General features: G+C 60.0%; 26 protein-coding genes. 5 read left to right on the top strand and 21 right to left on the bottom strand.

Annotation, left to right across the window (positions count from 1 at the left end; translation table 11 throughout):
* The first annotated feature begins 31 nt into the window (after nt 1-31).
* The gene (locus tag AC5I5B_RS20680) at nt 32-979 is read left to right on the top strand and encodes a tyrosine recombinase XerC (protein ID WP_111834663.1); all 948 of its coding nucleotides are present in this window, start codon (nt 32-34) and stop codon (nt 977-979) included.
* Between the two features lie 80 nt (nt 980-1,059).
* Nucleotides 1,060-2,160 carry a TraB/GumN family protein gene (locus AC5I5B_RS20675; RefSeq protein ID WP_111834662.1) on the top strand — a complete coding sequence of 367 codons (1,101 nt, stop codon included), beginning with the start codon at nt 1,060-1,062 and terminating at the stop codon, nt 2,158-2,160.
* Here AC5I5B_RS20675 and AC5I5B_RS20670 read toward each other — a convergent pair.
* The 16 genes from AC5I5B_RS20670 to sdhC all read right to left on the bottom strand — a co-directional run bounded on the left by AC5I5B_RS20670 (nt 2,144) and on the right by sdhC (nt 19,065).
* Nucleotides 2,144-2,632: a DUF2867 domain-containing protein gene (locus AC5I5B_RS20670; RefSeq protein WP_111834661.1), complete on the bottom strand. Its 489-nt coding sequence runs from the start codon at nt 2,630-2,632 to the stop codon at nt 2,144-2,146. The two genes, AC5I5B_RS20675 and AC5I5B_RS20670, sit on opposite strands and share 17 nt — an antisense overlap.
* A gap of 79 nt (nt 2,633-2,711) precedes the next feature.
* A complete protein-coding gene (locus AC5I5B_RS20665; protein ID WP_111834660.1) occupies nt 2,712-3,212 on the bottom strand; it encodes a cytochrome b in 501 nt (166 codons plus the stop codon).
* Nucleotides 3,213-3,339: 127 nt separating this feature from the next.
* On the bottom strand, nt 3,340-4,746 hold the full coding sequence (gene lpdA, locus AC5I5B_RS20660; protein ID WP_060727375.1) for a dihydrolipoyl dehydrogenase: 1,407 nt from the start codon (nt 4,744-4,746) through the stop codon (nt 3,340-3,342).
* 66 nt (nt 4,747-4,812) lie between these two features.
* Complete coding sequence (locus AC5I5B_RS20655) at nt 4,813-5,454, bottom strand: LysE family translocator (RefSeq protein WP_111834659.1); 642 nt, start codon at nt 5,452-5,454, stop codon at nt 4,813-4,815.
* A gap of 10 nt (nt 5,455-5,464) precedes the next feature.
* Complete coding sequence (locus AC5I5B_RS20650) at nt 5,465-5,875, bottom strand: MAPEG family protein (protein WP_111792867.1); 411 nt, start codon at nt 5,873-5,875, stop codon at nt 5,465-5,467.
* A gap of 22 nt (nt 5,876-5,897) precedes the next feature.
* Nucleotides 5,898-7,121: a 2-oxoglutarate dehydrogenase complex dihydrolipoyllysine-residue succinyltransferase gene (odhB, locus tag AC5I5B_RS20645; protein ID WP_060725403.1), complete on the bottom strand. Its 1,224-nt coding sequence runs from the start codon at nt 7,119-7,121 to the stop codon at nt 5,898-5,900.
* Between the two features lie 53 nt (nt 7,122-7,174).
* Complete coding sequence (locus AC5I5B_RS20640) at nt 7,175-10,171, bottom strand: 2-oxoglutarate dehydrogenase E1 component (RefSeq protein ID WP_003504981.1); 2,997 nt, start codon at nt 10,169-10,171, stop codon at nt 7,175-7,177.
* 174 nt (nt 10,172-10,345) lie between these two features.
* Complete coding sequence (sucD, locus tag AC5I5B_RS20635; RefSeq protein WP_003504982.1) at nt 10,346-11,248, bottom strand: succinate--CoA ligase subunit alpha; 903 nt, start codon at nt 11,246-11,248, stop codon at nt 10,346-10,348.
* Between the two features lie 18 nt (nt 11,249-11,266).
* Complete coding sequence (gene sucC, locus AC5I5B_RS20630; protein ID WP_060727373.1) at nt 11,267-12,460, bottom strand: ADP-forming succinate--CoA ligase subunit beta; 1,194 nt, start codon at nt 12,458-12,460, stop codon at nt 11,267-11,269.
* A gap of 31 nt (nt 12,461-12,491) precedes the next feature.
* Entirely contained in the window at nt 12,492-13,454 is a 963-nt protein-coding gene (mdh, locus tag AC5I5B_RS20625; protein WP_003504984.1) for a malate dehydrogenase, read from the bottom strand.
* Nucleotides 13,455-13,632: 178 nt separating this feature from the next.
* Entirely contained in the window at nt 13,633-14,796 is a 1,164-nt protein-coding gene (gene zapE / locus AC5I5B_RS20620; RefSeq protein ID WP_111834658.1) for a cell division protein ZapE, read from the bottom strand.
* A gap of 92 nt (nt 14,797-14,888) precedes the next feature.
* Nucleotides 14,889-15,431 carry a protease inhibitor Inh/omp19 family protein gene (locus tag AC5I5B_RS20615; RefSeq protein ID WP_003504986.1) on the bottom strand — a complete coding sequence of 181 codons (543 nt, stop codon included), beginning with the start codon at nt 15,429-15,431 and terminating at the stop codon, nt 14,889-14,891.
* Between the two features lie 205 nt (nt 15,432-15,636).
* A complete protein-coding gene (locus AC5I5B_RS20610) occupies nt 15,637-16,416 on the bottom strand; it encodes a succinate dehydrogenase iron-sulfur subunit (protein WP_003504987.1) in 780 nt (259 codons plus the stop codon).
* 15 nt (nt 16,417-16,431) lie between these two features.
* Nucleotides 16,432-18,273, bottom strand: a complete 1,842-nt coding sequence (gene sdhA / locus AC5I5B_RS20605) for a succinate dehydrogenase flavoprotein subunit (RefSeq protein WP_111834657.1) — start codon at nt 18,271-18,273, stop codon at nt 16,432-16,434.
* Between the two features lie 7 nt (nt 18,274-18,280).
* The gene (gene sdhD, locus AC5I5B_RS20600) at nt 18,281-18,661 is read right to left on the bottom strand and encodes a succinate dehydrogenase, hydrophobic membrane anchor protein (RefSeq protein ID WP_003504989.1); all 381 of its coding nucleotides are present in this window, start codon (nt 18,659-18,661) and stop codon (nt 18,281-18,283) included.
* Nucleotides 18,662-18,672: 11 nt separating this feature from the next.
* Nucleotides 18,673-19,065, bottom strand: a complete 393-nt coding sequence (sdhC, locus tag AC5I5B_RS20595) for a succinate dehydrogenase, cytochrome b556 subunit (RefSeq protein WP_003504990.1) — start codon at nt 19,063-19,065, stop codon at nt 18,673-18,675.
* Nucleotides 19,066-19,371: 306 nt separating this feature from the next.
* Between sdhC and AC5I5B_RS20590 the strand changes: the two genes are divergently transcribed.
* A complete protein-coding gene (locus tag AC5I5B_RS20590) occupies nt 19,372-19,752 on the top strand; it encodes a hypothetical protein (protein WP_060725400.1) in 381 nt (126 codons plus the stop codon).
* A gap of 54 nt (nt 19,753-19,806) precedes the next feature.
* Here the strand turns inward: AC5I5B_RS20590 and AC5I5B_RS20585 are convergent, their stop codons facing one another.
* From AC5I5B_RS20585 to tsaD, 5 genes are all read right to left on the bottom strand, one after another.
* Nucleotides 19,807-20,451 carry a class I SAM-dependent methyltransferase gene (locus AC5I5B_RS20585; RefSeq protein WP_111834656.1) on the bottom strand — a complete coding sequence of 215 codons (645 nt, stop codon included), beginning with the start codon at nt 20,449-20,451 and terminating at the stop codon, nt 19,807-19,809.
* A gap of 7 nt (nt 20,452-20,458) precedes the next feature.
* Nucleotides 20,459-20,902 (bottom strand): EVE domain-containing protein, encoded by a 444-nt coding sequence (locus AC5I5B_RS20580; protein WP_003504993.1) that lies wholly within the window; start codon nt 20,900-20,902, stop codon nt 20,459-20,461.
* 6 nt (nt 20,903-20,908) lie between these two features.
* Nucleotides 20,909-21,202 carry a YciI-like protein gene (locus tag AC5I5B_RS20575; RefSeq protein ID WP_003504994.1) on the bottom strand — a complete coding sequence of 98 codons (294 nt, stop codon included), beginning with the start codon at nt 21,200-21,202 and terminating at the stop codon, nt 20,909-20,911.
* 89 nt (nt 21,203-21,291) lie between these two features.
* Entirely contained in the window at nt 21,292-22,275 is a 984-nt protein-coding gene (locus AC5I5B_RS20570) for an NAD(P)H-dependent glycerol-3-phosphate dehydrogenase (protein WP_003504996.1), read from the bottom strand.
* Nucleotides 22,275-23,372 carry a tRNA (adenosine(37)-N6)-threonylcarbamoyltransferase complex transferase subunit TsaD gene (gene tsaD, locus AC5I5B_RS20565; RefSeq protein ID WP_087745112.1) on the bottom strand — a complete coding sequence of 366 codons (1,098 nt, stop codon included), beginning with the start codon at nt 23,370-23,372 and terminating at the stop codon, nt 22,275-22,277. Before tsaD ends, AC5I5B_RS20570 begins: the two co-directional genes overlap by 1 nt.
* A 73-nt stretch (nt 23,373-23,445) precedes the next feature.
* Between tsaD and hemC the strand changes: the two genes are divergently transcribed.
* Nucleotides 23,446-24,375 carry a hydroxymethylbilane synthase gene (hemC, locus tag AC5I5B_RS20560; RefSeq protein WP_060727369.1) on the top strand — a complete coding sequence of 310 codons (930 nt, stop codon included), beginning with the start codon at nt 23,446-23,448 and terminating at the stop codon, nt 24,373-24,375.
* Between the two features lie 4 nt (nt 24,376-24,379).
* Nucleotides 24,380-25,120 carry a uroporphyrinogen-III synthase gene (locus AC5I5B_RS20555; RefSeq protein WP_111834655.1) on the top strand — a complete coding sequence of 247 codons (741 nt, stop codon included), beginning with the start codon at nt 24,380-24,382 and terminating at the stop codon, nt 25,118-25,120.
* Nucleotides 25,121-25,151 lie beyond the last annotated feature (31 nt).

Below are 25,151 nucleotides of genomic sequence, written 5' to 3'. Positions count from 1 at the left end.
TGATCATAAGCGCATAGTTTCGGGACATGGAATGGAGCGCCACGTGACCGAAATCCTGACATTTGCTGAACCTGATCTCCTGAACGAGCGTCAGTCCTGGCTCACCGCCCTTGCCGGCGAACGACGGCTTTCGGACAATACCGTCGAAGCCTATGAGCGCGACACCCGCCAGTTCCTGACTTTCCTCACCGGTTACATCGGCAAGCCCGCGGCTATAAGCGACATAGCCGATCTGCGTCCGGTGGACCTTCGCGCCTTTCTGGCCAACAGGCGCAAGGAGGGTGCGGGCGCGCGATCGCTCGGCCGGCATCTGGCCGGCTTGCGCTCCCTGCTGCACCACCTGCAGAAAAATGGCCTCGTCAACGCGGCTGGCGCGACTGCCATGCGCGCGCCAAAACAGCCGAAATCCCTGCCGAAACCGCTGACCGACCGGCAGGCGCTGAAAATCACCACTGCCGAGGCGCAATTGAACGAAGAGCCCTGGATCGCCGCCCGCAACGCGGCAGTCCTCTCACTGCTTTATGGCTGCGGCCTGCGCATTTCCGAGGCGCTGGGTCTTACGCCATCTGATTTCCCACCCGGTGCCCGCAGCCTGCGCATTACCGGCAAGGGCAACAAGACGCGGATCGTGCCCCTGCTGGCGGTGGTGACGGAAGCGGTCGACGCCTACAAGAAGCTCTGCCCCTATACCCTGTCGGCGAATGAGCCCCTCTTCCTTGGCGCACGCGGCGGCAAGCTGCAACCCGCCATCATCCAGCGGGAAATGCAGAAGCTGCGCGGCGCTTTCGGCCTGCCGGAGAACGCCACGCCACATGCGCTGCGCCATTCCTTCGCCACCCATCTTCTGGCCGGCGGTGGGGATTTGCGCACCATTCAGGAACTGCTCGGCCACGCCAGCCTTTCCACCACACAGGTCTATACCGGTGTCGATACCGCAAGATTGCTGGAAATCTACGACAATGCCCACCCGCGCGCATGAAGCAGGAAATGGTTAACCATAATCATTAACCAGACGTCCAAGCCGCCGTTCTATAAGCGAAGGACAACCGGATTGGACCGATGCACAGCCTGATAAGACCACAAAATCTCACCGCCACCCTGATGGGCAAGACCGGCGATGCCCTGCTCTGGCTGCTTGCGGCCCTGCATGTCACAGCCGTTGCAATCCTGCTCATGACCCTGTTTTCGCTGGGGCAAGCGGAAGCCGCAGAGCAGCAGCAGATCACGTGCACGGGCAATGACATTCTCGTGGAAATGCGCAAGACCGATCCTGAAGGCTTCGCAAAGATCGAACAGGAAGCGGCCGCGATCCCGAACGGCAAGGGTAATTTCTGGCGTATCGAAAAGGCAGGCACGGCGCCGTCCTATCTTCTCGGTACCATGCATGTCACCGATCCGCGTGTTCTGGAAATGCCGGCCGCCGCCAGCCCCGCCTTTGAAAAAGCCGCGATTGTCATCGTGGAATCGGACGAAATCGTTGACGACAAGAAGGTCGCGACTTCGCTGCTGAGCAAGCCTGAGCTCACCATGTTTCTGGATGGCAAATCGATCACCGACATTCTGTCGCCCGATAATGTCGCCCGCCTCGAAAAAGGCCTCAAGGAACGCGGCATCCCGCTGAATGCCGTTTCGCGGATGAAGCCGTGGATGCTTTCGAGCTTCGTCGCCCTTCCCGCCTGCGAATTCGCCCGCAAGGCGACCGGCCTTTCCTTTCTGGACAAGAAGCTGGCCGAAGATGCGATTGCGGACGGCAAACGCCTTGTCGGGCTGGAGACCATGGTCGAGCAGCTGACGGCCATGTCCGAACTGCCGATGGAATTTCATCTTCAGGCGCTGATCGAGACGCTGGAACTCGGTGAGCGTATGGATGACGTGATGACGACCATGACCGATCTTTACGTCGCCGGCGATATCGGCATGACCATGCCGATGCTGAAAAGCCTCGATCCCAAGAAGGCCGCGGCTGAAAACAAACAGGGCTACGCCGCCTTTGAACAGCGCATCATTACCGACCGCAACCACGTCATGGCGGAACGGGCAGCCCCCGAGCTTGCCACGGGCAATGTTTTCATGGCCGTCGGCGCGCTGCATCTGCCCGGCGAGGAAGGCGTTATCGAACTTCTGCGCGCCCAGGGTTTCACCCTCACGCGGGTTGACTGACCCGCTCACGCCCGATGCTGACGGGCCGGACATTGGAGCAGAAGGGCCGCATCGTCGCTGGTACGATGCGGCGGTGAAACGGCTCGACGACAAGAAGATAGAGCCGCCCAAACAGGTTCTTGCGCCTGACGATGGTGGTGACAATCACCATCTGGCCGTTCCCCTTTTCTTCAAGATCGACAACGATCCGGAAATCGAGATGGCGGTCGTCGAAGCCAAGCACTGTCCGCTCCTGGGTGGAAGAAAGAACGGGAAAACCGCCCGCCGACGTGCCAGCCGCCAGTTCGACCGTTCTTAAACCGAAAAGCGATACGACACGGTTTCGAAGCGCCATAAGGCTGCTGATCCACGCCGGAGGATGATCGAGAAGGAGCCTGCTCGCATCGAGAGAGGACGGCTCCGGCGCCACCATCTCTCCCTGATAGCGATCCCGCCAGTCTGCGCCCGGCAATATGTCTTCGATATCCTGCATTCCTGAACCCCGGCCGCACCATGCGACAAGGGCCACCTTCCTCTTTTTCCAAGGAACCGGGAACGCGACAAACCGCCGCTTAGCCGTGCGTCATGCGTTTCAGGACATTGGTGCGCCAGTAGAACTGGTGAACCAGAACGGCGCCAATGTGACCGGCGATCAACACCCACATCAGCGCCTTGAAGGGACCGGAATGCAACTGTCCGGCCGGCTGAGCACCGAAATAATAAGCAGCGATACCGGACAGGGGCAGGACGATGAACAGGGCATAGAAGGTGAAATGCGCAACCTTCGCGGCGATCTGAAACGGTCGCGGTTCTTCGGCGGGATGCGGCGGCACGCCTTGGAAGAAGCGCAGACAGAGGCGCAGAACCGCAAGAAACAGCACGGCAAAACCGACATAGGCGTGGATATTGGCTGAAGAAATCTGCTCCGGCGTCAGTGTCTCGCCCCGCCGCATCAGCCGATAGGCATGTTCCATACCATCGGGAAACAACAGGTTGAAGAAGATCAGAAGCGCCATCGCCCAGTGAATGACGCGCTGTGGAACCGAAAAGGAAACTTGAGTTGAAAATGCCATTTTATTGCCTTTTATCAAAAGGTTAGACAGGCTATGGCGCAAGTATGGAAAACCCCGGCCTGCATGGCAAGCCGGGGTTTGGCAGATAACTGAAATTTAATGTTGGAGCAGCGGGCTCCAGAACCGATCACATATGGATCGGCTTGAAGAAGGTCGCCAGCGCTGCTTCCTTCACCGCTTCCGACATGGTCGGATGCGCATGGCAAGTGCGGCCGAGATCTTCCGAAGAACCACCGAATTCCATCAGCACGGTGATCTCGTGGATCATTTCGCCAGCGCCGAAACCGACGATATGGCCGCCGAGAACCCGGTCGGTTTCCTTGTCAGCTAGGATCTTCACGAAACCATCCGTCACCTGCATGGCGCGGGCGCGGCCATTGGCGGTGAAGGGGAACTTGCCGACCTTGTAAGCGACGCCAGCGGCCTTCAGTTCTTCTTCGGTCTTGCCGACGGAAGCGATTTCGGGCTGCGTATAGACGACTGCCGGAATGACGTCGTAGTTCACATGGCCACGCTGACCAGCGAGAATTTCCGCGAGCGCAACGCCCTCGTCTTCCGCCTTGTGCGCCAGCATCGGGCCCTTCACCACGTCGCCGATCGCGTAGATGCCGTCGACATTGGTCTTGTAATGGCCGTCGATTTCAACGCGACCGCGGCTGTCCAGCACGACACCGGCTTCGGCAAGGCCGAGACCTTCGGTGTAGGGCTTGCGGCCGGTGGAGATCAGCACGACGTTTGCTTCCAGCGTTTCGGCAGCGCCGCCCTTGACCGGCTCGAACACCACCTTCGCACCGGCGCCCGTCTTTTCAACGGCCGTCACCTTGGCGCCGAGCTTGAAATCGAGACCCTGCTTGGCGAGCAGACGCTGCGCCTGCTTGGAAACTTCGCCATCCATGCCGCCGAGAATATTGTCGAGGTATTCAACAACGGTGACCTTCGCGCCGAGGCGCGACCAGACCGAACCGAGCTCGAGGCCGATCACGCCGCCGCCGACAACGATCAGCTTTTCCGGAACCTTGGAAAGGGCGATCGCGCCGGTGGAGGAAACGATGACGTTTTCATCGATATCGACCTGAACGCCCGGAATGCCGGCAACATCAGAACCCGTGGCGATGACGATGTTCTTGGCTTCGATTTCCTGTGTCTCACCCTTGTCATTGGTGACGGCGACCTTGCCGGCGGAAACCACCTTGCCGGTGCCTTGGAAGGCATCGATCTTGTTCTTCTTGAACAGGAAGGAAACGCCATCGACATTGGCCTTCACCACGCCGTCCTTGTGGCCCATCATCTTTTCAAGGTTCAGCTTCGGAGCAGCAACTTCGATACCGAGCGTATCGACGCCATGGGCAACATGCGCAAAGGTTTCGGACGCGTGCAGCAGCGCCTTCGACGGGATGCAGCCGACATTGAGGCAGGTGCCGCCATAGGTCGCGCGCTTTTCGATGACGGCGACCTTGAGGCCGAGCTGTGCCGCCTTGACCGCGCAAACATAACCGCCGGGGCCCGTGCCGATTACAACTACATCATATGCCATGTTCGTTTTCCTGATTGATGTCGGGCAAGATGCGGATCATTGCCCTGCTTGCGTTTGACCTGAAACTCAGGCCGCTTTTTCCGTTGCGAGTTTTATACCGAGAGCGATGAACACCACACCACTGGTGCGGTCGATCCATTGGCTGGCGCGCTGAAATGCCGCGCGCATGCGTGGCGTCGTCATGAACAGGCTGACGCCGACGAACCACAGGATGAGGCAGCTTGCCATGACGACCCCGTATCCGAATTTGATGGCGACCGGCGTATGCGCGTGAACCACCGTCGAAAAGATCGACAGGAAGAAAAACACCGGTTTGGGATTGAGCGCATTGGCGGCGAAGCCGAGCGTGAAGGCCTTGAGCCCTGTCTGGCCGCTTTTGGCCCGAACCTCGCCTTCAGCAGCGGTCGGCAGTTCGGTCTTGCCAGCGCGCAGCGCCTTGATGCCGATATAGATCAGATAGGCGACGCCGAGCCATTTGACGATGTTGAAGAGATAGATCGACTGGGAAATGATGAGGCCAAGTCCGAGGATCGTATAGGTGACATGGAACATCAGCGACGTTCCCACACCGAAACTGGTGATGATGGCCTGCTTGCGCCCGTGCACCATGGCCTGACGCATGACCATCGCCAGATCGGCCCCGGGAGAAACGATCGCGAAAAAGAAGATCGCCATCAGGGATGCAAGTTCGATGAGATATTGATGCATGAGCTCGACCTCAGATCAGCGCGACAAGCATGAGGACCAGACCGACGAGGGAAACGACCCACGCGATCGACCGCATATAGGGAACGCCTGCAAGATAAAGCGGGATGTAGACGACGCGCGCCACGGTCCATATCCAGCCGCCCGTCAGCCCCCAGCCGGAGGCGTCGCCGACGATCGCAAGAGCGAGAACCAGACCGACGAAAGCCGGATAGGTTTCCCGAAAATTATCCGAGGCGCGCTGCGCGCGTCCCGCAAAGACCCCTTTGAGGTCCGGACGCGCATCACGCGCACCCGCATTCCAGGCAAGACCAACTTCCCGCGTGACGGACATGGCCTGAATGCAGATATGCAGGAGAAGAAGAATGACGCTGAGCGCCAGCAGGAACACAAAAGGTCCATTCCCGCCGGCCAGGTTTTCCATCCCTCTTCTCCCCTATCTGGTCTTAGAGATCGAGAACCAGACGTTCCGGATCTTCCAGGCTTTCCTTGACGCGAACGAGGAAGGTCACTGCTTCCTTGCCGTCAACGATACGGTGATCGTAAGAGAGCGCAAGATACATCATCGGACGGATGACGACCTGACCGCCGATGGCGACCGGACGCTCCTGGATCTTGTGCATGCCGAGGATACCCGACTGCGGTGCATTGAGGATCGGCGAGGACATCAGCGAACCGTAAACACCGCCATTGGTGATGGTGAAGGTGCCGCCCTGCATGTCGGCCATGCCGAGCGAACCGTCACGCGCTGCCTTGGCGAGGCGGCCGAGTTCCTTTTCAACGCCTGCGATGGAGAGCTGGTCGGCATCGCGAATGACAGGAACGACGAGGCCCTTGTCGGTGCCGACAGCCATGCCGACGTGACAATAGTTCTTGTAGATGATGTCCGTGCCGTCGATTTCAGCGTTGACGGCGGGCAGTTCCTTCAGCGCGTGGGTCACGGCCTTGGTGAAGAAGCCCATGAAGCCGAGCTTGACGCCGTGCTTCTTCTCGAACACGTCCTTGTAGCGGTTACGCAGGTCCATGACGGCGCTCATGTCCACCTCGTTATAGGTGGTCAGCATGGCGGCCGTGTTCTGCGCATCCTTCAGGCGACGGGCAATCGTCTGGCGCAGGCGGGTCATCTTCACGCGCTCTTCGCGAACCTGATCCTGTTCGGCCGAAACCGGACGGGGGGCAGCAGCGGCAACCGGAGCAGCGGCGGGTGCAGAAACACCCTTGGCGACGGCAGCGAGAACGTCGCCCTTCAGAACCTGGCCACGCTTGCCCGAACCGTCAACCTGATCGGCAGACAGGTTGTTTTCAGCAAGCAGCTTGCCGGCGGCAGGTGCCGGCGGCATGGAGCCGGTTGCCGGAGCGGCAACGGCGGCAGGTGCCGGTGTGGCAGCCGCAGCAGGCTTTGCGGCAGGTGCAGCGGTTGCAGCGCCGGCGGCACCTTCGGCGATCTGGCCGAGAAGCGCGTCGAGACCGACGGTCTCGCCGTTCTGCGCAACGATTTCGGTGAGAACGCCGGACGCAGGCGCCGGGACTTCAACGGTAACCTTGTCGGTTTCCAGTTCAACGAGAGGTTCGTCGGCCTTGACGGTATCGCCGACCTTCTTGAACCAGGTGCCTACGGTCGCTTCGCTGACGGATTCGCCGAGGGTTGGTACGCGGATTTCAGTGGCCATGATCTAGTTCCGTTATTCAGGTGTCTTTTTTGCGGGGCGATGCGGGAGAGTTCTCACTCTCCCAGCGCGTCTTCCAGGAACGCAGCAAGCTGCGCCAGGTGCTTGGACATCAGGCCGGTCGCCGGAGAGGCGGCAGCCGGACGGCCCGTGTAACGGACCTTCTGGTACTTGGCGTCGATATGCGCCAGAACCCATTCCAGGTAAGGATCGATGAACGACCACGCACCCATGTTCTTCGGTTCTTCCTGGCACCAGACCATCTCCGCATTGCGGAAACGGGAAAGCTCGTTGATGAGCGCCTTCGCCGGGAAGGGATAGAGCTGTTCGACACGCAGCAGATAGATGTCGTCGATACCACGCTTTTCGCGTTCCTCGAGCAGATCGTAATAGACCTTGCCCGTGCACATGACGACGCGGCGGATCTTCGAATCCTTCTGCAGCTTGATCGGGCCGTCCTTGATGACTTCAGCATCGTCCCACAGGAGACGGTGGAAGGAGGACTCGCCTGCAAGCTCGGCCAGCGAAGAGGTGGCGCGCTTGTGACGCAGCAGCGACTTCGGCGTCATCAGGATCAGCGGCTTGCGGAAGTCGCGCTTCACCTGACGGCGCAGGATGTGGAAGTAGTTGGCCGGCGTCGTGCAGTTGGCTACCTGCATGTTGTCTTCGGCGCACATCTGCAGCCAGCGCTCCAGACGGGCGGAAGAGTGCTCCGGCCCCTGACCTTCGTAACCATGCGGCAGAAGGCAGACGAGACCGGACATGCGCAGCCACTTGCGTTCACCCGAAGAGATGAACTGGTCGAACACTACCTGCGCGCCGTTGGCGAAGTCGCCGAACTGGGCTTCCCAGAGCGTCAGCGCATTCGGGCGGGCAAGCGAATAGCCATATTCGAAACCGAGGACAGCTTCTTCCGAGAGCATCGAGTTGATGACTTCGTAACGGGCCTGCGTCGGCGAAAGGTTGGCGAGCGGAATATAACGCTCTTCGGTCTCCTGATCGTAGAGAACCGAGTGACGCTGCGAGAAGGTGCCGCGTTCGCAATCCTGACCGGAAAGACGAATCTTGTGGCCATCGGCAACGAGCGAACCGAAAGCAAGCGCTTCCGCCATCGCCCAGTCGATGCCTTCGCCCGTCTCGACCATCTGCGAGCGGTTTTCCATGAAGCGCTGGATCGTGCGGTGGGCGCTGAAGCCTTCCGGAATGGTCGACAGTTTCTTGCCGATTTCCTTCAGCTGCTTCATCGGCACGCCGGTCTTGCCGCGACGCTGCTCATCGGCATTGTCGGCGGCGCGCAGGCCGGACCACTGGCCATCCAGCCAGTCGGCCTTGTTGGGCTTGTAGGACTGGCCCGCCTCGAATTCCTGTTCCAGATGAGCGCGCCAGTCGGCCTTCATCTTCTCGAATTCGCCTTCGTTCATCAGGCCTTCCGCGATCAGGCGGTCGGCATAGATGCGCGCGACCGTCTTGTGGCCACGGATGACCTTGTACATCTTCGGCTGCGTGAACGCCGGCTCATCGCCTTCGTTATGGCCGAAGCGGCGGTAGCAGAACATGTCGATGACGACAGGCTTGTGGAACTTCATCCGGTATTCGGTCGCGACCTTGGCCGCATAGGTAACCGCTTCCGGATCATCACCGTTGACGTGGAAGATCGGCGCTTCGATCATCTTGGCGACGTCGGACGGATAGGGCGACGAACGCGAGAAGGCCGGGTTGGTCGTAAAGCCGATCTGGTTGTTGATGATGAAGTGCATGGTGCCGGCAACGCGGTGGCCGCGCAGACCGGAAAGGCCGAGAATTTCGGCAACCACGCCCTGACCCGCAAAGGCGGCATCGCCGTGCAGCAGCAGCGGCAGCACCTTGGCGCGTTCGGAAAGCGGAATGATGTCGCCGTCCCATGTCTTGGCCAGCTGGTCCTGCTTGGCGCGGGCCTTGCCCATGACAACGGGGTTGACGATTTCAAGGTGCGACGGGTTGGCCGTCAGCGACAGGTGAACCTTGTTGCCGTCGAATTCGCGGTCGGAGGAGGCACCGAGATGGTACTTCACGTCACCGGAACCTTCGACGTCGTCAGGCTTGAACGAACCGCCCTTGAACTCGTGGAACACGGCGCGGTGCGGCTTGCCCATGACGTTGGTGAGAACGTTCAGACGGCCACGATGGGCCATGCCGAGCACGACTTCTTCCAGACCGTCCTGGCCACCGCGCTTGATGATCTGCTCCAGCGCCGGGATCAGCGATTCGCCGCCATCGAGGCCGAAACGCTTGGTGCCCTTGAAGCGCACGTCGAGGAACTGCTCGTAACCTTCGGCTTCAACCAGCTTGGACAGAATGGCCTTCTTGCCTTCGGCCGTGAAAGCAACGCCCTTGTCCGGACCTTCGATGCGTTCCTGAATCCAGCCTTTTTCTTCCGGGCTGGACATGTGCATGAATTCAACGCCGATGGTGGAGCAGTAGGTGCGCTCCAGAATATCGATCATCTCGCGCACGGTCGCATATTCGAGGCCGAGAACGTTATCGATGAAAATCTTGCGGTCGTAGTCGCTTTCCTCGAAGCCGTAGGACTTCGGTGACAGCTCGTTGTAATCTTCAACCGCAACGGCGATACCGAGCGGATCGAGCTTGGCGTGCAGGTGGCCGCGCATGCGATAGGCGCGGATCATCATGATGGCGCGAACGCTGTCACGGGTCGCCTGCAGCACTTCGGCTTCGCTGACCGGCTTGCCGGTGTCTGCGCTCTTGGCTTCAGCCTTCGCCTGAACCTTTTTCTCGATGGCCTTTTCGACCGTGGCCCAGTTACCGTCCAGTGCGGATACCAGTTCGCCATTGGCCGGGATCGGCCAGTTGGCGCGCTTCCAGGAGGCGCCCTTGGCCGCCTTCTTCACGTCTTCCGGATTATCGGACAACGCCTTGAAGAAGCTCTGCCACTCCGGCGACACGGAAGAGGGATCCTCTTCGTACCGGGCATAGAGCTGCTCGATATAGGCTGCATTCGCGCCGTCCAGAAACGACGTGATCTGAAACTGCTCGTTCGCTTCTTGCCTTGCCATTGTGTTCTTGCGGACTTATCCGTCCGCCTCCTCGATGCCGTTAGGGCCGTTCGCCGGCCTGCCGCTTTGATTACTGCTGTCTGCCGCCGGGGCGGTATGCCGTCTGTCTGTCTTCTTGCGGCATCGGGCAGCGAGGCATTAAAGCCGCGCCGCCCGTACCGATGTCATGTGGTCTCAGCCCTTGAGGACTTCAACCAGCGTCTTGCCGAGGCGCGCCGGGGAAGGCGAAACCTTGATGCCAGCCGCTTCCATGGCTGCGATCTTGGATTCTGCGTCACCCTTGCCGCCGGAAACGACAGCGCCGGCGTGGCCCATGGTGCGACCCTTCGGAGCCGTACGGCCTGCGATGAAGCCGGCCATCGGCTTCTTGCGGCCCTTCTTGGCTTCGTCGATCAGGAACTGTGCTGCATCTTCTTCAGCCGAGCCGCCGATTTCGCCGATCATGATGATCGACTGCGTGGCTTCGTCAGCGAGGAACATTTCCAGCACGTCGATGAACTCGGTGCCCTTGACCGGGTCGCCGCCGATGCCGACAGCCGTGGTCTGGCCGAGGCCTTCGTTGGAGGTCTGGAACACGGCTTCATAGGTCAGCGTGCCGGAGCGCGAAACGATACCAACCGAACCCTTGCGGAAGATGGAGCCCGGCATGATGCCGATCTTGCATTCTTCCGGCGTCAGGATACCCGGGCAGTTCGGGCCGAGCAGGCGCGACTTGGAGCGGTCGAGGCGAGCCTTGACGCGAACCATGTCCATGACCGGGATACCTTCGGTGATGCAGGTGATGAAGGGGATCTCAGCTTCGATCGCTTCGATGATGGCGTCCGCAGCACCTGCCGGCGGAACGTAGATCACGGATGCGTCTGCACCGGTCTTTTCCTTGGCTTCAGCAACCGTTGCAAAGATCGGCAGGCTTTCGCCCTTCGATCCGGTCCAGGTTTCGCCACCCTTCTTCGGGTGAATACCGCCGACCATCTGCGTGCCGTAATAGGCAAGCGCCTGTTCGGTGTGGAAGGTGCCGGTCTTGCCGGTCAGGCCCTGTACGAGGACCTTGGTGTCTTTATTGACGAGAATCGACATTATATCCGGTCCTTCAAATTAGCCGTTCACCGCTGCGACGATCTTCTTCGCCGCATCGTCGAGATCGTCAGCCGCGGTGATCGCAAGGCCGGACTCGTTGAGGATCTTCTTGCCAAGCTCGACATTCGTGCCTTCGAGGCGCACGACGAGCGGAACCTTGAGACCGACTTCCTTGACGGCTGCGATCACGCCTTCGGCGATGACGTCGCACTTCATGATGCCGCCGAAGATGTTGACGAGGATGCCCTCGACCTTCGGGTCAGCCGTGATGATCTTGAAGGCTGCAGCAACCTTCTCCTTGCCGGCGCCGCCGCCGACGTCGCAGAAGTTAGCCGGCTCTTTGCCGTAAAGCTTGATGATGTCCATCGTCGCCATGGCGAGACCGGCACCGTTGACCATGCAGCCGATGTTGCCGTCGAGAGCCACGTAAGCGAGGTCCCACTTGGAGGCTTCGATTTCCTTGGCGTCTTCTTCGGTCTCGTCGCGCAGCGCCTTGACGTCGTCATGGCGGAACAGCGCATTGCCATCGAAAGACATCTTGGCGTCGAGAACGCGCAGATGGCCATTTTCCATGACGATCAGCGGGTTAACCTCGAGGAGAGCCATGTCCTTCTCGTTGAAGGCCTTGTAGAGGATCGGGAACAGCGCCTTGGCGTCTTCCGCAGCAACACCATCAAGCTCGAGAGCCTTGGAGATCGCGGCAACGTCAGCGTCGCTCACACCCTTTTCCGGGTTGATGGCGATGGTGTGAATCTTCTCGGGCGTGTCGTGGGCGACAGCTTCGATATCCATGCCGCCTTCGGTGGAAACCACGAAAGCGACCTGGCCGACGGAACGGTCAACCAGCAGCGAGCAGTAGAGTTCGCGGGCAATGTCTGCGCCGTCTTCGATGTAGAGACGGTTGACCTGCTTGCCGGCGTCGCCCGTCTGCGCCGTTACCAGCGTGTTGCCGAGCATGTCCTTGGCGTGGGAAACGACTTCGTCGATCGACTTTGCCAGGCGAACGCCGCCCTTGGCGTCAGGGCCGAGTTCCCTAAACTTGCCCTTGCCGCGGCCGCCCGCGTGGATCTGGCTCTTGACGACGTAGAGTGGGCCGGGAAGCTGCTTTGCGGCAGCTTCGGCTTCTTCGACCTTGAGAATGGCGACGCCTTCAGCAACCGGCGCGCCGTAGCCCTTCAGAAGAGCCTTGGCCTGATATTCGTGAATATTCATGGAATAATCCCTGTTTGGAGCCGCTAGGCTATTACTTCAGCGACGGAGCGATGTTGACGCAGGCTTCGCAAAGACCAGCGACGGCGCCGACGGATTTCTGGAAGGCGGCTTCTTCTTCCTTGTTGAGTTCGATCTCGATGATGCGCTCGATACCGCCGGCACCGATGATGGTGGGAACGCCGACATACATATCATCAACGCCGTACTGGCCCGAGAGGTGGGCGGCGGCGGGCAGAACGCGCTTCTTGTCCTTGAGGTAGGATTCAGCCATTTCGATCGCCGAAGCGGCCGGCGCGTAATAGGCCGAACCGGTCTTCAGCAGGCCGACGATTTCCGCACCGCCATCACGCGTGCGCTGGATGATCTGCTCGAGGCGCTCGGCGGTCAGCCAGCCCATCTTGACGAGATCCGTCAGCGGAATGCCGCCAACCGTGGAATAACGGGCGAGCGGCACCATCGTATCGCCATGACCGCCGAGAACGAAGGCGGTGACGTCCTGGACCGAAACATTGAATTCTTCAGCGAGGAACAGGCGGAAACGGGCGCTGTCGAGAACGCCGGCCATGCCGACGACCTTGTTCTTCGGCAGGCCAGAGAACTTCTGCAGCGCCCAGACCATGGCGTCGAGCGGGTTGGTGATGCAGATGACGAAAGCGTTCGGGGCATATTTCTTGATGCCGGCGCCGACCTGTTCCATCACCTTGAGGTTGATGCCGAGAAGATCGTCGCGGCTCATGCCTGGCTTGCGGGCAACGCCAGCGGTGACGATGCAGACGTCAGCACCTTCGATGGCTGCGTAATCGGAAGCGCCGGTGAGCTTTGCATTGAAGCCTTCGACCGGGCCGGACTGGGCAATATCCAGACCCTTGCCCTGCGGGATGCCGTCAGCAATATCGAAGAGGACGATATCGCCCAGTTCCTTCAGGCTGGCGAGATGCGCCAGCGTGCCGCCGATCATGCCAGAACCAATAAGTGCAATCTTTTTGCGAGCCATCGAATGCTTCCTCTTGAGCTTCAATTCAATTTCACCGCGCCAAACCGGCAGCCAAATTGTCGCACTCCGATTAGCCCCATTGGCTAAAATAGGCAACAGATTCTTTTGTGGTGAATATTTTCAATCGTTTAGATCATTATTTTCTTACGTAAACGTAAGAAAATGCGTCACGAAAGTGTCAAACTTTCTGCCGTTTTTCGTGATGAAGCGCCAGGTAATCTGCACTGCGCATCTCGAACAGGCGCGAGGCAGTACGATCGAACTCGAAACCTTCGGTTCCCTTGCGTTTCCCGAGCAGGTCTTCCGGCATGGCTGCGGCTGATGCGAAAAGCCTGACGCTATGGTCGTAAAGCGCGTCAATGAGGATAATGAAACGCTTGGTCTCGTTCCGCTTGTCCGCGTTGAGCAGCGGGATATGGTCGATGAAGACCGTATCGAAACGATTGGCGATGGCCAGGAAGTCGGAAGCCCCGAGCGGCTTTTCGCAGAGATCTGAAAACGAGAAGCGCGCCACCCGGCCGCTGGCGCGTGGCACCAGAATGGAGCGACCCTTCATGGGTATTTCCGTTGGGACAACGAGATGACCGCCGGTCATGTGCCGCCAGGCCATGTCCATCGCCTGATCCGCCGAACCGTCGAGCGGCGTGACGTAGACCGGAAGGCTTTCCAGCTTCTCCATCCGGTAGTCGGTGGGGCTGTCCAGCGTCACCACGTCAACATATTTCTTCAGCAGATCGATGAAGGGCAGGAAAAGGCCGCGATTGAGACCATCCTTGTAGAGATTGTCGGGTACGACGTTAGAGGTCGTCACCAAGGTGCACCCATTGGCGAAGAGTTCGCTGAACAGCCGGGCGAGGATCATCGCATCGGCAATATCCGTGACCGTAAATTCGTCGAAGCATAAAAGCTCCGCTTCCGCCAGAAGCTCCGCCGCGACGGGGGGAATGGGATCGGCCTGTTTGGTTTCGCCATTCTTCAGCTTCTGCCGATGCGCATGCACACGATTATGCACATCCGCCATGAATTCATGAAAATGGCACCGCCGTTTGGAAGAGACGGGAGCCATCTCGTAGAACATGTCCATCAGCATCGTCTTGCCGCGGCCGACGCTGCCATAGACATACAATCCCTTGACGGGGGCGGCAGGCCCGGACTTGCGCGCGAACATCCAGCCGAGCGCGCTCTTCTTCTTGGCGGGCTTGCGCGCCTTCAGATCCGCAAGGATACGGTCAAGATGCGCCGCCACGCCAAGCTGGGCGGCATCGGCCTGCAAGGTGCCAGCTGCCGTCAATGCGTTGAGCTGTTCAACGACACTATGATTGTAATCAGGCAAAGGCTTCATGGATAAACGCCTCGGGCGCGGGCGCACAAAGGCACCCGCGACGAATGAACAGGCTTAGAGCGAAAAGAGCGTTCCGGCTGCACCGGAAAGACTCATCGGCTGAGGCTGAGCGGCTGGCCGCTATTGGTCGTGCCGTCAAAGCGCGCATCGGCGCTCTTGTAGACGCGGCCGATCGTGTCACCCGAACGGTTCTTGAAGAGAACCATCTTGCCGGACACTTCCCAGGACCCCATCGCCGTCAGCTCGCCCGCGCAACCGCGCGTGCCGCCACGCGAGCCGCTGCCGAGATTGGTGAGCGTCAGGAACATGTCGCAATTGGCGCCGCCATTGGAAACGCGCCAGTTGCCGACCATGGATTCCTTGGTAACGTCAAGTGCGGCTGCCGGCGGAGCGGCGGAAGCAACATTGGTTCCGCCTGGGGCCGCCGAGGCAGGTGCCGACGGGAACTGGCTGCCGGTGGCGCCACCGGGCGGCGGCAGAGCGCCGGACTGGACGGAAGGCACCGGCTGCGCCTGCAAAGGCGGCGTATAACCGGGATTGTTGCTGGTGTTGTTGTTGTAATCGTAGGAGGTACGTTGGCAACCGGCGAGAGTCATCACAACCGCAAGGCCCGTCACCACATATCTGAATTGCATATCAAGCTCCCGATTCTCTCGCTTCCGGAAAGATCATGATCAAACAAGAAGGCTGAATTATTACCAAAGCCTTATCTTGCGCAAGCGATGGCCGGGATAATTACCATTTCGGTCGATTTTTACCGAATTTTCCCACGCCGGGTTGTAAAAAGGGCCACGGTCGAGACCGCGGCCCGATAGATTTTTCGTTGTCAGCGAATCGCCTTTAAACGCGGCGCTCGACCATCATCTTCTTGATTTCCGCGATCGCCTTGGCCGGGTTCAAGCCCTTCGGGCAAGCCTGCGCGCAGTTCATGATGGTGTGGCAGCGATAAAGGCGGAACGGATCCTCGAGATTGTCGAGACGCTCGCCGGTTGCCTCATCACGGCTGTCGATGAGCCAGCGATAGGCCTGCAGCAGAACAGCGGGACCAAGGTAACGGTCGCCATTCCACCAGTAGCTGGGACAGGAGGTGGAGCAGCAGGCGCAGAGAATGCACTCGTAGAGACCGTCCAGCTTCAGGCGGTCCTCGTGGCTCTGTTTCCATTCCTTGGCGGGCGTCGGCGAAACCGTCTTCAACCAGGGTTCGATGGAGCGATGCTGGGCGTAGAAGTTCGACAGATCGGGAACGAGGTCCTTCACCACAGGCATGTGCGGCAGCGGATAGACCTTAACCGTACCCTTGATCTCTTCCATACCCTTGGTGCAGGCGAGCGTATTGGTGCCGTCGATGTTCATCGCGCAGGAACCGCAGATGCCTTCACGGCAGGAGCGGCGCAGAGTCAGCGTCGGGTCGATATTGTTCTTGATGTAGAGAAGCGCATCGAGAACCATCGGTCCGCAATCGTCGACATCGATATAATAGGTATCGATGCGCGGGTTCTGGCCATCATCCGGGTTCCAGCGATAGATCCGGTACTCGCGAACGTTCCTGGCGCCGTCTGGCTTCGGCCAGACTTTGCCTTCGCTGATCTGGGAATTCTTGGGGAGAGCTAGTTCAACCATATCCAGTTCCTCAAATCAGTAGACGCGAGCCTTCGGCTCGATCTTTTTCGGATCGATGCCGTCGGCGATCAGGTCGGTGTGAACAGGGCGGTAGTCGAGCTTGACATCACCTTCGGGGCTGACCCAGGCAAGCGTGTGCTTGCGCCAGTTCACATCATCGCGACCGGCGAACGGACCGTCGACGAAATCCTCACGGGCGTGCGAACCGCGGCTTTCCTTGCGCGCTTCCGCGCCATAGACCGTGGTGATCGCATTGGCCATCAGGTTGTGCAGCTCGAGCGTTTCGACCAGATCGGAGTTCCAGACCATCGAACGGTCCGTGACCTTGACGTCAGGCAGTTCCTTCCAGATGGCGGAAAGACGCTTGCAGCCGCTCTCGAGCGATTCCTGCGTACGGAACACCGCCGCATCGTCCTGCATGGCGCGCTGCATCTTGTCGCGCAGCACCGCCGTCGGCGTGGAGCCGTTGGCATAACGCAGGCTGTCGAAGCGTTCCATGATCTTGTCGCAGGCAGCAATGTCGAGCTCCGGAACCGGCGCATCGCGGTCGATGACCTGGGCAGCGCGGATTGCAGCGGCACGGCCGAAGACCACGAGGTCGATCAGCGAGTTGGAACCGAGGCGGTTCGCACCATGAACCGAGGCGCAACCGGCTTCGCCAACAGCCATCAGGCCGGGCGCGATGCGTTCCGGGTTGTTGGCATCGGCGTTCAGCACTTCACCCCAATAGTTGGTCGGAATGCCGCCCATATTGTAGTGAACCGTCGGCAGGACCGGGATCGGCTCGCGCGTTACGTCGACGCCGGCGAAAATCTTCGCGCTTTCGGAAATGCCTGGAAGACGCTCATGCAGGATCGCCGGATCAAGGTGGTCGAGATGCAGGAAGATGTGATCCTTGTTCTTGCCGACGCCGCGGCCTTCACGGATTTCCATCGTCATGCAGCGCGACACCACGTCACGCGAGGCAAGGTCTTTTGCCGAAGGCGCATAACGCTCCATGAAGCGCTCGCCTTCGGAGTTGACGAGATAACCGCCTTCGCCGCGCGCGCCTTCGGTAATGAGGCAGCCTGCGCCATAAATGCCGGTCGGGTGGAACTGCACGAATTCCATGTCCTGAAGCGGCAAGCCGGCACGGGCAATCATGCCGCCGCCGTCGCCGGTGCAGGTGTGGGCAGAGGTCGCCGAGAAATAGGCGCGGCCGTAACCGCCGGTCGCGAGAACCACCATCTTGGCGGAGAAGCGATGGATCGTGCCGTCATCGAGGTTCCACGCCACGACGCCCGTGCAACGGCCGTCTGCCGACATGATGAGGTCGAGCGCGAAATATTCGATAAAGAATTCCGCGTTGTTGCGCAGCGACTGGCCATAAAGCGTGTGCAGGATGGCGTGGCCGGTACGGTCAGCAGCGGCGCAGGTGCGCTGCACCGGCGGGCCTTCACCGTAATTCTGCATATGGCCACCGAAGGGGCGCTGGTAGATCTTGCCTTCTTCGTTACGCGAGAAAGGCACGCCGTAATGCTCAAGCTCATAGACCGCCTTCGGCGCTTCCATGGCGAGATATTGCATCGCATCAACGTCACCCAGCCAGTCGGAGCCCTTTACGGTGTCGTAAAGGTGCCACTGCCAACAGTCGGGCGTCATGTTGGTGAGCGAGGCCGCGATTCCGCCCTGCGCCGCAACCGTGTGGGAGCGCGTCGGGAAAACCTTGGTGATGCAGGCCGTGCGGAAACCCTGTTCCGCCATGCCGAGCGTTGCGCGCAGACCCGCGCCACCGGCGCCCACCACGATCACGTCATAGGAGTGATCGACATAGGTGTAGGCCTTGCCATTCTGGGAAGGTGAACTGATCGATGCCATGGCGGACTTATCCTGCGAATGCGATTTTCAGAATGGCGAAGATGGAAAGGCCGCCAATCAGAATCGCGAAAAACGTATTGAGCATCAGAAGAACGAGCTTCGAAACCTCGGCGTGAACGTAATCTTCGATGATGACCTGCATGCCGAGCTTCATGTGAATGAGGCCGGACACCAGCACCAGAGCCATGATAACCGCAACAAGCGGGTTCGACAGCGCGGCGACGACTTCCGGATAGGGCGCGCCGGCATATTTGATGAGGAAGATCACGAAGAAGATCAGCAGCGGAACGTTGGCAACCGCGGTGACGCGCTGGCGCAAGAAATGGTCGGTGCCTTCCTTGGCGGAGCCGAGACCGCGAACCTTTCCGAGAGGTGTACGCATATCCATGAAAAATCTCCTCAGCGCACGATCAGGGCGATGACCCAGATCAGCGCGGTCAGACAGATCGACACCACCCACGAGGCCTTTGCCAGCTTGGTGGTAAAGTGCTTTTCGAAGCCGTAGCCCAGATCCCACATGAAGTGGCGAAGCCCGCCTAGCATGTGGTGCACGAGAGCCCAGGTATATCCGATCAGGATGAGTCTGCCGATGATCGTACCCATCGCCCAGTTGACCCAGTCGTAATAGGCAGGACCCGAGGCGATTGCGATCAGCCACCAGGCAACCAGAAGCGTTCCGAAATAAAGCGCGCCGCCTGTGATGCGGTGCACGATGGAAGCAACCATCGTCGGAATCGGCTTGTAAATTTGAAGATGCGGCGACAGAGGCCGGTTATTAGTCGCATTCGCCATCAGAACCTCGCGGCGTTTTCCCGTGCGCCCATCAGACAGGACGCCCCCAAGCAACAGCACATGACGAAAGAATGTGCATTGCACCAACCGCGACGTTTAATCACATGGGAGCATCACCACAAGCACATTTCATGGCCGATTCCAATTTAATCGATTGGTTCACGAATTTTTTTTGGAATTTTTTTGCGTCAAAATAAAAAATCGAGCGTTTCCAAGATTTACGCCCTCAAAATATTTACCTTTACGTAATTCATGAATCGTGTAATTTACCTTTTGTTAATGAGGAAAATCCGGAGAATGAGGCTCATGTTACAGCGCCGAATCGCTGCTTTAACCATGATGGTTGCAGGCGTCATTTTCACAGTAATGCCTCCGGCGGCGGCAGATGATTATTATGGTCGCCGTGATTATCAGCATCATTATCAACATCGTCAATCGCAGGTGAGCTTCTCAACGGACGGGCTGCCATCCACCCTCTCCGGTGGCACTTATGTGGGCGCGATATCGGCGCTGCGCGTTCGTGGCAATGGCAATTATTTCGCAATTGGCGGCGGGCTTTCACGGAAAGGCGCAACGCTCACAAGAGGCTCGCAGCTTGCGCCAAAGGCGAAGATCATCAATGTCCGTGCCGAAACCGCTGACGACGCCTGCGCCTATGAACATGGCGTCTGCATTATCCGGCCCTAAAGTATTTCCGGCGAAAGCATGACGCGGTTTTACTGCAAATGTGCGATGCACTGATCAGATAAAACGCCAGACGGTGGTCTTCTTCACTTCGCTGTCTTCCAGCGCCCGCGTCACCGGCACCTGATAGGTCGCCTCCGCCCGGAGCCGCTCTTTGGGCAAATAGGCCCGCCCCGGATCGCCGACGAGCACGCTCACGCCCTTTTCCGTCAGTTCCAGAAACCACGGCACGAGAAGATCTGCAAAGGCGCGATCGTAAAACACGTCGCCCGCTAGCAGAACATTCGCTTCGACCGGCTTCCCGACCAGATCAAGTCCGGTGAAGGCAATGTCCACCTCATTGAGAGCCGCATTCAGCCGAATGGCGGTCTCTGTCCACGGATCGATATCGGCCGCCAGAACCGCGTTGGCGCCCGCCTTTGCCGCAGCGATGGCGACCAGGCCGGAACCGCTGGCGAAATCCAGCACGCGCCTACCGGAGACGCTGTCGGGATGATCGAGAACATAGCGGGCAAGCCCCTGCCCGCCGGCCCAGGCGAAGGCCCAGAAGGGCGGCGGCAGGCCGATCGCTTCCAGCTCCTCCTCCGTCTTCAGCCACAGCTCATGAGCCTCCGTGGCAAGATGAAGACGCAATTCCGGCACATGCGGCGGGCGCATGATGCCGGTGTTGTCGAGAATGAAGCGTTCGGGATCGGTCCTCACCGAGGGGTCAGTCCGGTGATTTCGGTGGATTGGCGAGGTTACCCATGCGGCAAACCTCAAGATATTCCTCCTCCGTCACCGGCTGCACGGAAAGCCGCATGGAGGTGACGAGAGACATCTTTTCCAACTTGGGATTGGCCTTCACATCCTTCAGCGAAACCGGCTGCGGCATATCGCAAACGGCGCGGATATCCACGCAATCCCACTTCAGATCGCCTTCAGCGGTCGAGTCCGGATGCGAAAGGGCGCAGACTTCGACGATGCCGACGACATCCAGCCCTTCATTGGAGTGGTAGAAGAAACCCTTGTCGCCGATCTTCATGGCCCGCATGTTGTTGCGGGCCTGATAGTTGCGCACGCCGGTCCATTCTTCGCCGGCCTCGCCCTTGGCCTTCTGCATTTCCCAGGACCATTTGAACGGCTCGGACTTATAAAGCCAGTAATTCGCCATGTCCGGTCACGCTCCCGGATTGTTGAAGACCCAATTATAGGGCTTCACATCGACGCTTTCGAACAGGCCGGCCTTTGCATAGGGATCGGCATCGGCAAGGGCCTTGGCCGCATCGATATCGGCAGCTTCCACGATGACGAGGCTGCCATTCGGCTTGCCTTCGGCATCGAGAAACGGACCGGCGATCTTCAGCGTGCCCTCGGCATTCAGCCTGTTCAGATGTTCCAGATGCGCCGGGCGCGTTTCCATGCGCACGTTCAGATGGCCGGGCTTGTCCTTGCAGATAAAGGCAAACAGCATTTTCGTCTCCTCGCTGGAGCATGTCTCCCAAAAGTATCAGCGGCTTTGGGACCAAGACATGCGTAAAATATTGTTCGACCGCCCCACCCTCATTCGGTGGTGATCGGCCGTGTCATCAATTGTTGCATGGCGCTCGCCACATCCAGATTGCCATCGATGATGGCGGCCACCGCTTCGGTAACCGGCATGTCGACAGCGTGACTTTCTCCGAGTCGGGCGGCGACGGCAGCCGCAAAAGCGCCCTCCACCAGCCCGCCGGACATGTCCTTGCCCTCCCCGCGGCCGAGCGCGATGCCGAACCGCAGGTTTCGCGACTGATGGCTTGTGGCAGTCAGCACCAGATCGCCGAGGCCCGAGAGGCCGCGCACCGTATCCGCCTTGCCGCCCATGGCGACAATGAGACGCGACATTTCGGCAAGCCCGCGCGAGATCAGCGCCGCCCGGGCGGAATCGCCAAGGCCCGCGCCTTCGACGATGCCGGCGGCAATGGCGAGAACATTCTTCAGCGCCCCCCCGAGCTGCACGCCGATGCGGTCGGTCGAGGCATAAAGCCTGAAGGTCCTGCCGGAAATCGTGGTTGCCAGCCGTTCGGCGATGGCAGCGTCTTCCGCCGCAATCGCCATGGCCGTCGGCAAGCCACGGGCAATATCGGCCGCGAAGCCCGGACCGGACAGAACCGCAATCGGGTGATGTGGCAGTTCCGCTTCCAGAAGTTCCGTCAGCAGACGGCCGGAACTGCGGTCGATGCCCTTGGCGCAGGTGACAATGATAGAGTCATTAGCCAGATAAGGACCATAGTGACGGGCCGCATCGGCATGGGCCTGAGACGGCATGGCGAAGAGCACAATGCTGGCACCGGCAAGCACGTCGGGCTCGGCGGAAAATTCAAGCGCATCCGGAAGGTCAACACCCGGCAGGGCCGCCTCGTGCACGCGATCACTCCTGAGGTCAGCCATCAGGGACGGATCGCGGCCGAGCAGGGTCACATCATGCCGGTTTTCCAGCGCAATGACGACGGCTAGCGCGGTTCCGAAGGCGCCGGCGCCGATGACGACGATTTTTTCCCGCTGCATCAGGCCTTTGCTCCCCTCTTACCGAAACCGATCAATGTTTCCGCGCTGCCATCCAGCGGCCAGCGCGAGCGCGGCGGAATTTCCAGCGGATCGGATGCTCGGCCGTCCGCCATTCGCTCCAGTCCGGCCCAGGCGATCATCGCAGCATTGTCAGTGCAGAGCCGGTGCGGCGGCGCGACAAAGCGAAAGCCATTGATATCGCAAAGCGACTGCAGGGTCTGGCGGATTTCCTTGTTGGCGGCGACACCGCCAGCCACGACCAGCGCAGGCTGGGTCTCCAGCTGCGGAAACTCCTGGCGGAAACGCGCAAGGCCACGGCCGATGCGATCCTTGAGAGTGCGCGACACCGCATTCTGGAAGGAGGCGCAGATATCGGCAATATCCTGCTCCGAAAGCGGCGCGATGGCGGTCGCCGCCTGCCGCACCGCTGTCTTCAGGCCGGAAAAGGAAAAATCGAGCCGTGCTTCGCCGACCATCGGACGCGGCAGCGGAAAGCGGTTGGGATCCCCCTTCGCCGCCGCCTTCTCGACCGCAGGACCGCCTGGATAGGGCAGGCCCAGAAGTTTCGCGGTCTTGTCGAAGGCTTCACCCAGCGCGTCATCGATGGTGGTGCCCCAGCGCTCATATTCACCAACGCCACGCACCAGCACCAGCTGGGTATGGCCGCCGGAAACCAGCAGCATCAGATAGGGAAAAGACAAACCGTCGGTCAGCCGCGCCGTCAGCGCGTGGCCCTCCAGATGGTTGATGGCGTAAAGCGGCTTGCCGGCCGCCTTGGCGATGGCCTTGCCCGTCATCAGCCCCACCAGCAGACCACCGATGAGGCCGGGACCGGAGGTGGCGGCAATGGCGTCGACATCGGCAAGAGTCACGCCTGCCTGCTCCAGCGCTTCTTCCACCAGCGTGTCCAGCGCCTCGACATGGGCGCGCGCGGCAATTTCCGGCACCACGCCGCCATATGCGCTGTGTTCCTCCAGCTGCGACAAAACGACGTCGGAGACGATCTCGCCACGCCCGTCCGCATGCCGAACCACAATGGATGCAGCGGTTTCGTCACAGCTTGTCTCTATGCCGAGGATACGAAGAAAGGGGGTCATCAAATCTGTTCGTTCATTGCGATCATGCGCTGAGTTGGTCTAAGACAACTCCGGTAACAATGGATAGACGCGGATGCAAACAAAACCTTTCCGAATCGGCACGCGCGGCAGCCCGCTGGCGCTCGCGCAGGCTTACGAGACGCGCAACCGGCTGATGGCGGCGCATGGCCTGCCGGAAGAAATGTTCGAAATCGTCGTGCTATCCACCAAGGGCGACCGGATAACCGACCGCGCCTTGTCGGAAATCGGCGGTAAAGGCCTGTTTACCGAGGAGCTGGAAAGCCAGCTTCTGTCTGGCGAACTCGATATGGCCGTGCATTCCTCCAAGGACATGCCGACCGTTTTACCCGAAGGCCTTTATCTGTCCGCCTTCCTGCCGCGGGAAGATGTGCGCGACGCCTTCATCGGCCGCACCGCGCCGAAGCTGCTGGAGCTGCCGCAGGGCGCCGTGGTCGGCTCCGCATCCCTGCGCCGCCAGGCGCTGATCCGCCGCCTGCGGCCGGATCTGAGCGTCATCATCTTTCGCGGTCAGGTCGATACGCGGCTGCGCAAGCTCGAAGAAGGCCAGGCGGATGCGACGCTGCTTGCCTTTGCCGGCCTGAAGAGGCTCGGCAAGGACAATGTTCCGACGGAAATTCTCGACCCAAAGGAATTCCCCCCTGCTCCGGCGCAGGGCGCAATCGGTGTGGAGAGCCGCATCGGTGACACCCGCATGGACGAGCTGCTTGCCCCCATAAACGACAGGCCCACTTATGATGCGGTGACCTGCGAGCGCGCCTTCCTGGCCGCACTCGACGGTTCCTGTCGCACCCCGATTGCCGGTTACGCCACCTGCGAGGGCGAGGAACTCTATTTTTCCGGCTTGATCCTCACCCCTGATGGCCAGACGAGCCACAACATCGAAATCTCCGGCAACCGCAAAGATGCGGCAAAGCTCGGCCGACAGGCCGGCGAAGAGGTGCGTGCCAAGGCGGGCAGCAATTTCTTCGAAGGCTGGAACTGAGCCTATGCGGATCGTCGTCACCCGGCCGCAACGTTCGGGCGAAAGGACGGCCGCAAAACTTGAAGCGCTCGGCCACGAGCCGGTGCTTTTGCCGCTGTTTCATCCAGCCCATCATGGCGAACGCGCCATCTCGGCGCTATCCGGCCCGCTGGCGGCGATTGCGGTGACCAGTGCCGAGGCATTGCGGGCACTGGAAACATCATGGGACCGGCTGGCCCCGCATCTGTCAAAACCGCTCTTCGCCGTCGGCGCAACAACGGCGGAAGCGGCGAAAAAAGCCGGCTTCACGCAAATATTCATCGCCTCCGGAGACGCCCTGGGTCTGATTGCTCTCGTAACGCAGCGCCGCGCACTTCTTTCCGAAGGACAGCCCCTGCTCTATCTCGCCGGCAAGCCCCGTGGCTCCGTCTTCGAGGAGGGCCTTGCCGCTGCGGGCATTTCCTTTAGAGTGATCGACTGTTACGTGATGCTGCCCTCGGATATCTCCGAAAGCATGCTCCAGACGGCGCTTGTCGAAAACGCTGCCGATGTGGTCCTGCTCTATTCCTCGGAAGCGGCGCGGGCCTTTTTCAACCATGCATCAACGGACAGATACGCGGCAGCACTGGCTGGGACACAATTCATCTGTATCAGCCACAACGTGCTTTCTCTGGTTCCGGAAATCTTTCGCGCAAACGCCATCGCCGCCAGAGAACCGAGCGAGGCAGCGATGTTCGAACTTCTGCACCATAACTCTGGAACCTAATTCGAGCTCGCCTCTTTCCTTTGCCGCCGCC

It is taken from the genome of Agrobacterium sp. (genome assembly GCF_059499945.1).
This window is presented reverse-complemented; position numbering and strand designations above follow the sequence as displayed.

Bases quoted from the DNA above. Each gene is read 5' to 3' on its own strand.
- lpdA (WP_060727375.1), bottom strand. From the start codon at position 4,746: ATGGCATATGATGTAGTTGTAATCGGCACGGGCCCCGGCGGTTATGTT.
- AC5I5B_RS20555 (WP_111834655.1), top strand. From the start codon at position 24,380: ATGCGGATCGTCGTCACCCGGCCGCAACGTTCGGGCGAAAGGACGGCC.
- AC5I5B_RS20615 (WP_003504986.1), bottom strand. From the start codon at position 15,431: ATGCAATTCAGATATGTGGTGACGGGCCTTGCGGTTGTGATGACTCTC.
- AC5I5B_RS20655 (WP_111834659.1), bottom strand. From the start codon at position 5,454: ATGCATCAATATCTCATCGAACTTGCATCCCTGATGGCGATCTTCTTT.
- AC5I5B_RS20650 (WP_111792867.1), bottom strand. From the start codon at position 5,875: ATGGAAAACCTGGCCGGCGGGAATGGACCTTTTGTGTTCCTGCTGGCG.
- sdhC (WP_003504990.1), bottom strand. From the start codon at position 19,065: ATGGCGAATGCGACTAATAACCGGCCTCTGTCGCCGCATCTTCAAATT.
- tsaD (WP_087745112.1), bottom strand. From the start codon at position 23,372: ATGACCCCCTTTCTTCGTATCCTCGGCATAGAGACAAGCTGTGACGAA.
- sdhD (WP_003504989.1), bottom strand. From the start codon at position 18,661: ATGGATATGCGTACACCTCTCGGAAAGGTTCGCGGTCTCGGCTCCGCC.
- AC5I5B_RS20610 (WP_003504987.1), bottom strand. From the start codon at position 16,416: ATGGTTGAACTAGCTCTCCCCAAGAATTCCCAGATCAGCGAAGGCAAA.
- odhB (WP_060725403.1), bottom strand. From the start codon at position 7,121: ATGGCCACTGAAATCCGCGTACCAACCCTCGGCGAATCCGTCAGCGAA.
- AC5I5B_RS20665 (WP_111834660.1), bottom strand. From the start codon at position 3,212: ATGGCATTTTCAACTCAAGTTTCCTTTTCGGTTCCACAGCGCGTCATT.
- mdh (WP_003504984.1), bottom strand. From the start codon at position 13,454: ATGGCTCGCAAAAAGATTGCACTTATTGGTTCTGGCATGATCGGCGGC.
- hemC (WP_060727369.1), top strand. From the start codon at position 23,446: ATGCAAACAAAACCTTTCCGAATCGGCACGCGCGGCAGCCCGCTGGCG.
- AC5I5B_RS20570 (WP_003504996.1), bottom strand. From the start codon at position 22,275: ATGCAGCGGGAAAAAATCGTCGTCATCGGCGCCGGCGCCTTCGGAACC.
- AC5I5B_RS20580 (WP_003504993.1), bottom strand. From the start codon at position 20,902: ATGGCGAATTACTGGCTTTATAAGTCCGAGCCGTTCAAATGGTCCTGG.
- AC5I5B_RS20575 (WP_003504994.1), bottom strand. From the start codon at position 21,202: ATGCTGTTTGCCTTTATCTGCAAGGACAAGCCCGGCCATCTGAACGTG.
- sdhA (WP_111834657.1), bottom strand. From the start codon at position 18,273: ATGGCATCGATCAGTTCACCTTCCCAGAATGGCAAGGCCTACACCTAT.
- sucD (WP_003504982.1), bottom strand. From the start codon at position 11,248: ATGTCGATTCTCGTCAATAAAGACACCAAGGTCCTCGTACAGGGCCTG.
- sucC (WP_060727373.1), bottom strand. From the start codon at position 12,460: ATGAATATTCACGAATATCAGGCCAAGGCTCTTCTGAAGGGCTACGGC.
- AC5I5B_RS20680 (WP_111834663.1), top strand. From the start codon at position 32: ATGGAGCGCCACGTGACCGAAATCCTGACATTTGCTGAACCTGATCTC.
- AC5I5B_RS20640 (WP_003504981.1), bottom strand. From the start codon at position 10,171: ATGGCAAGGCAAGAAGCGAACGAGCAGTTTCAGATCACGTCGTTTCTG.
- AC5I5B_RS20590 (WP_060725400.1), top strand. From the start codon at position 19,372: ATGTTACAGCGCCGAATCGCTGCTTTAACCATGATGGTTGCAGGCGTC.
- AC5I5B_RS20670 (WP_111834661.1), bottom strand. From the start codon at position 2,632: ATGCAGGATATCGAAGACATATTGCCGGGCGCAGACTGGCGGGATCGC.
- AC5I5B_RS20675 (WP_111834662.1), top strand. From the start codon at position 1,060: ATGCACAGCCTGATAAGACCACAAAATCTCACCGCCACCCTGATGGGC.
- zapE (WP_111834658.1), bottom strand. From the start codon at position 14,796: ATGAAGCCTTTGCCTGATTACAATCATAGTGTCGTTGAACAGCTCAAC.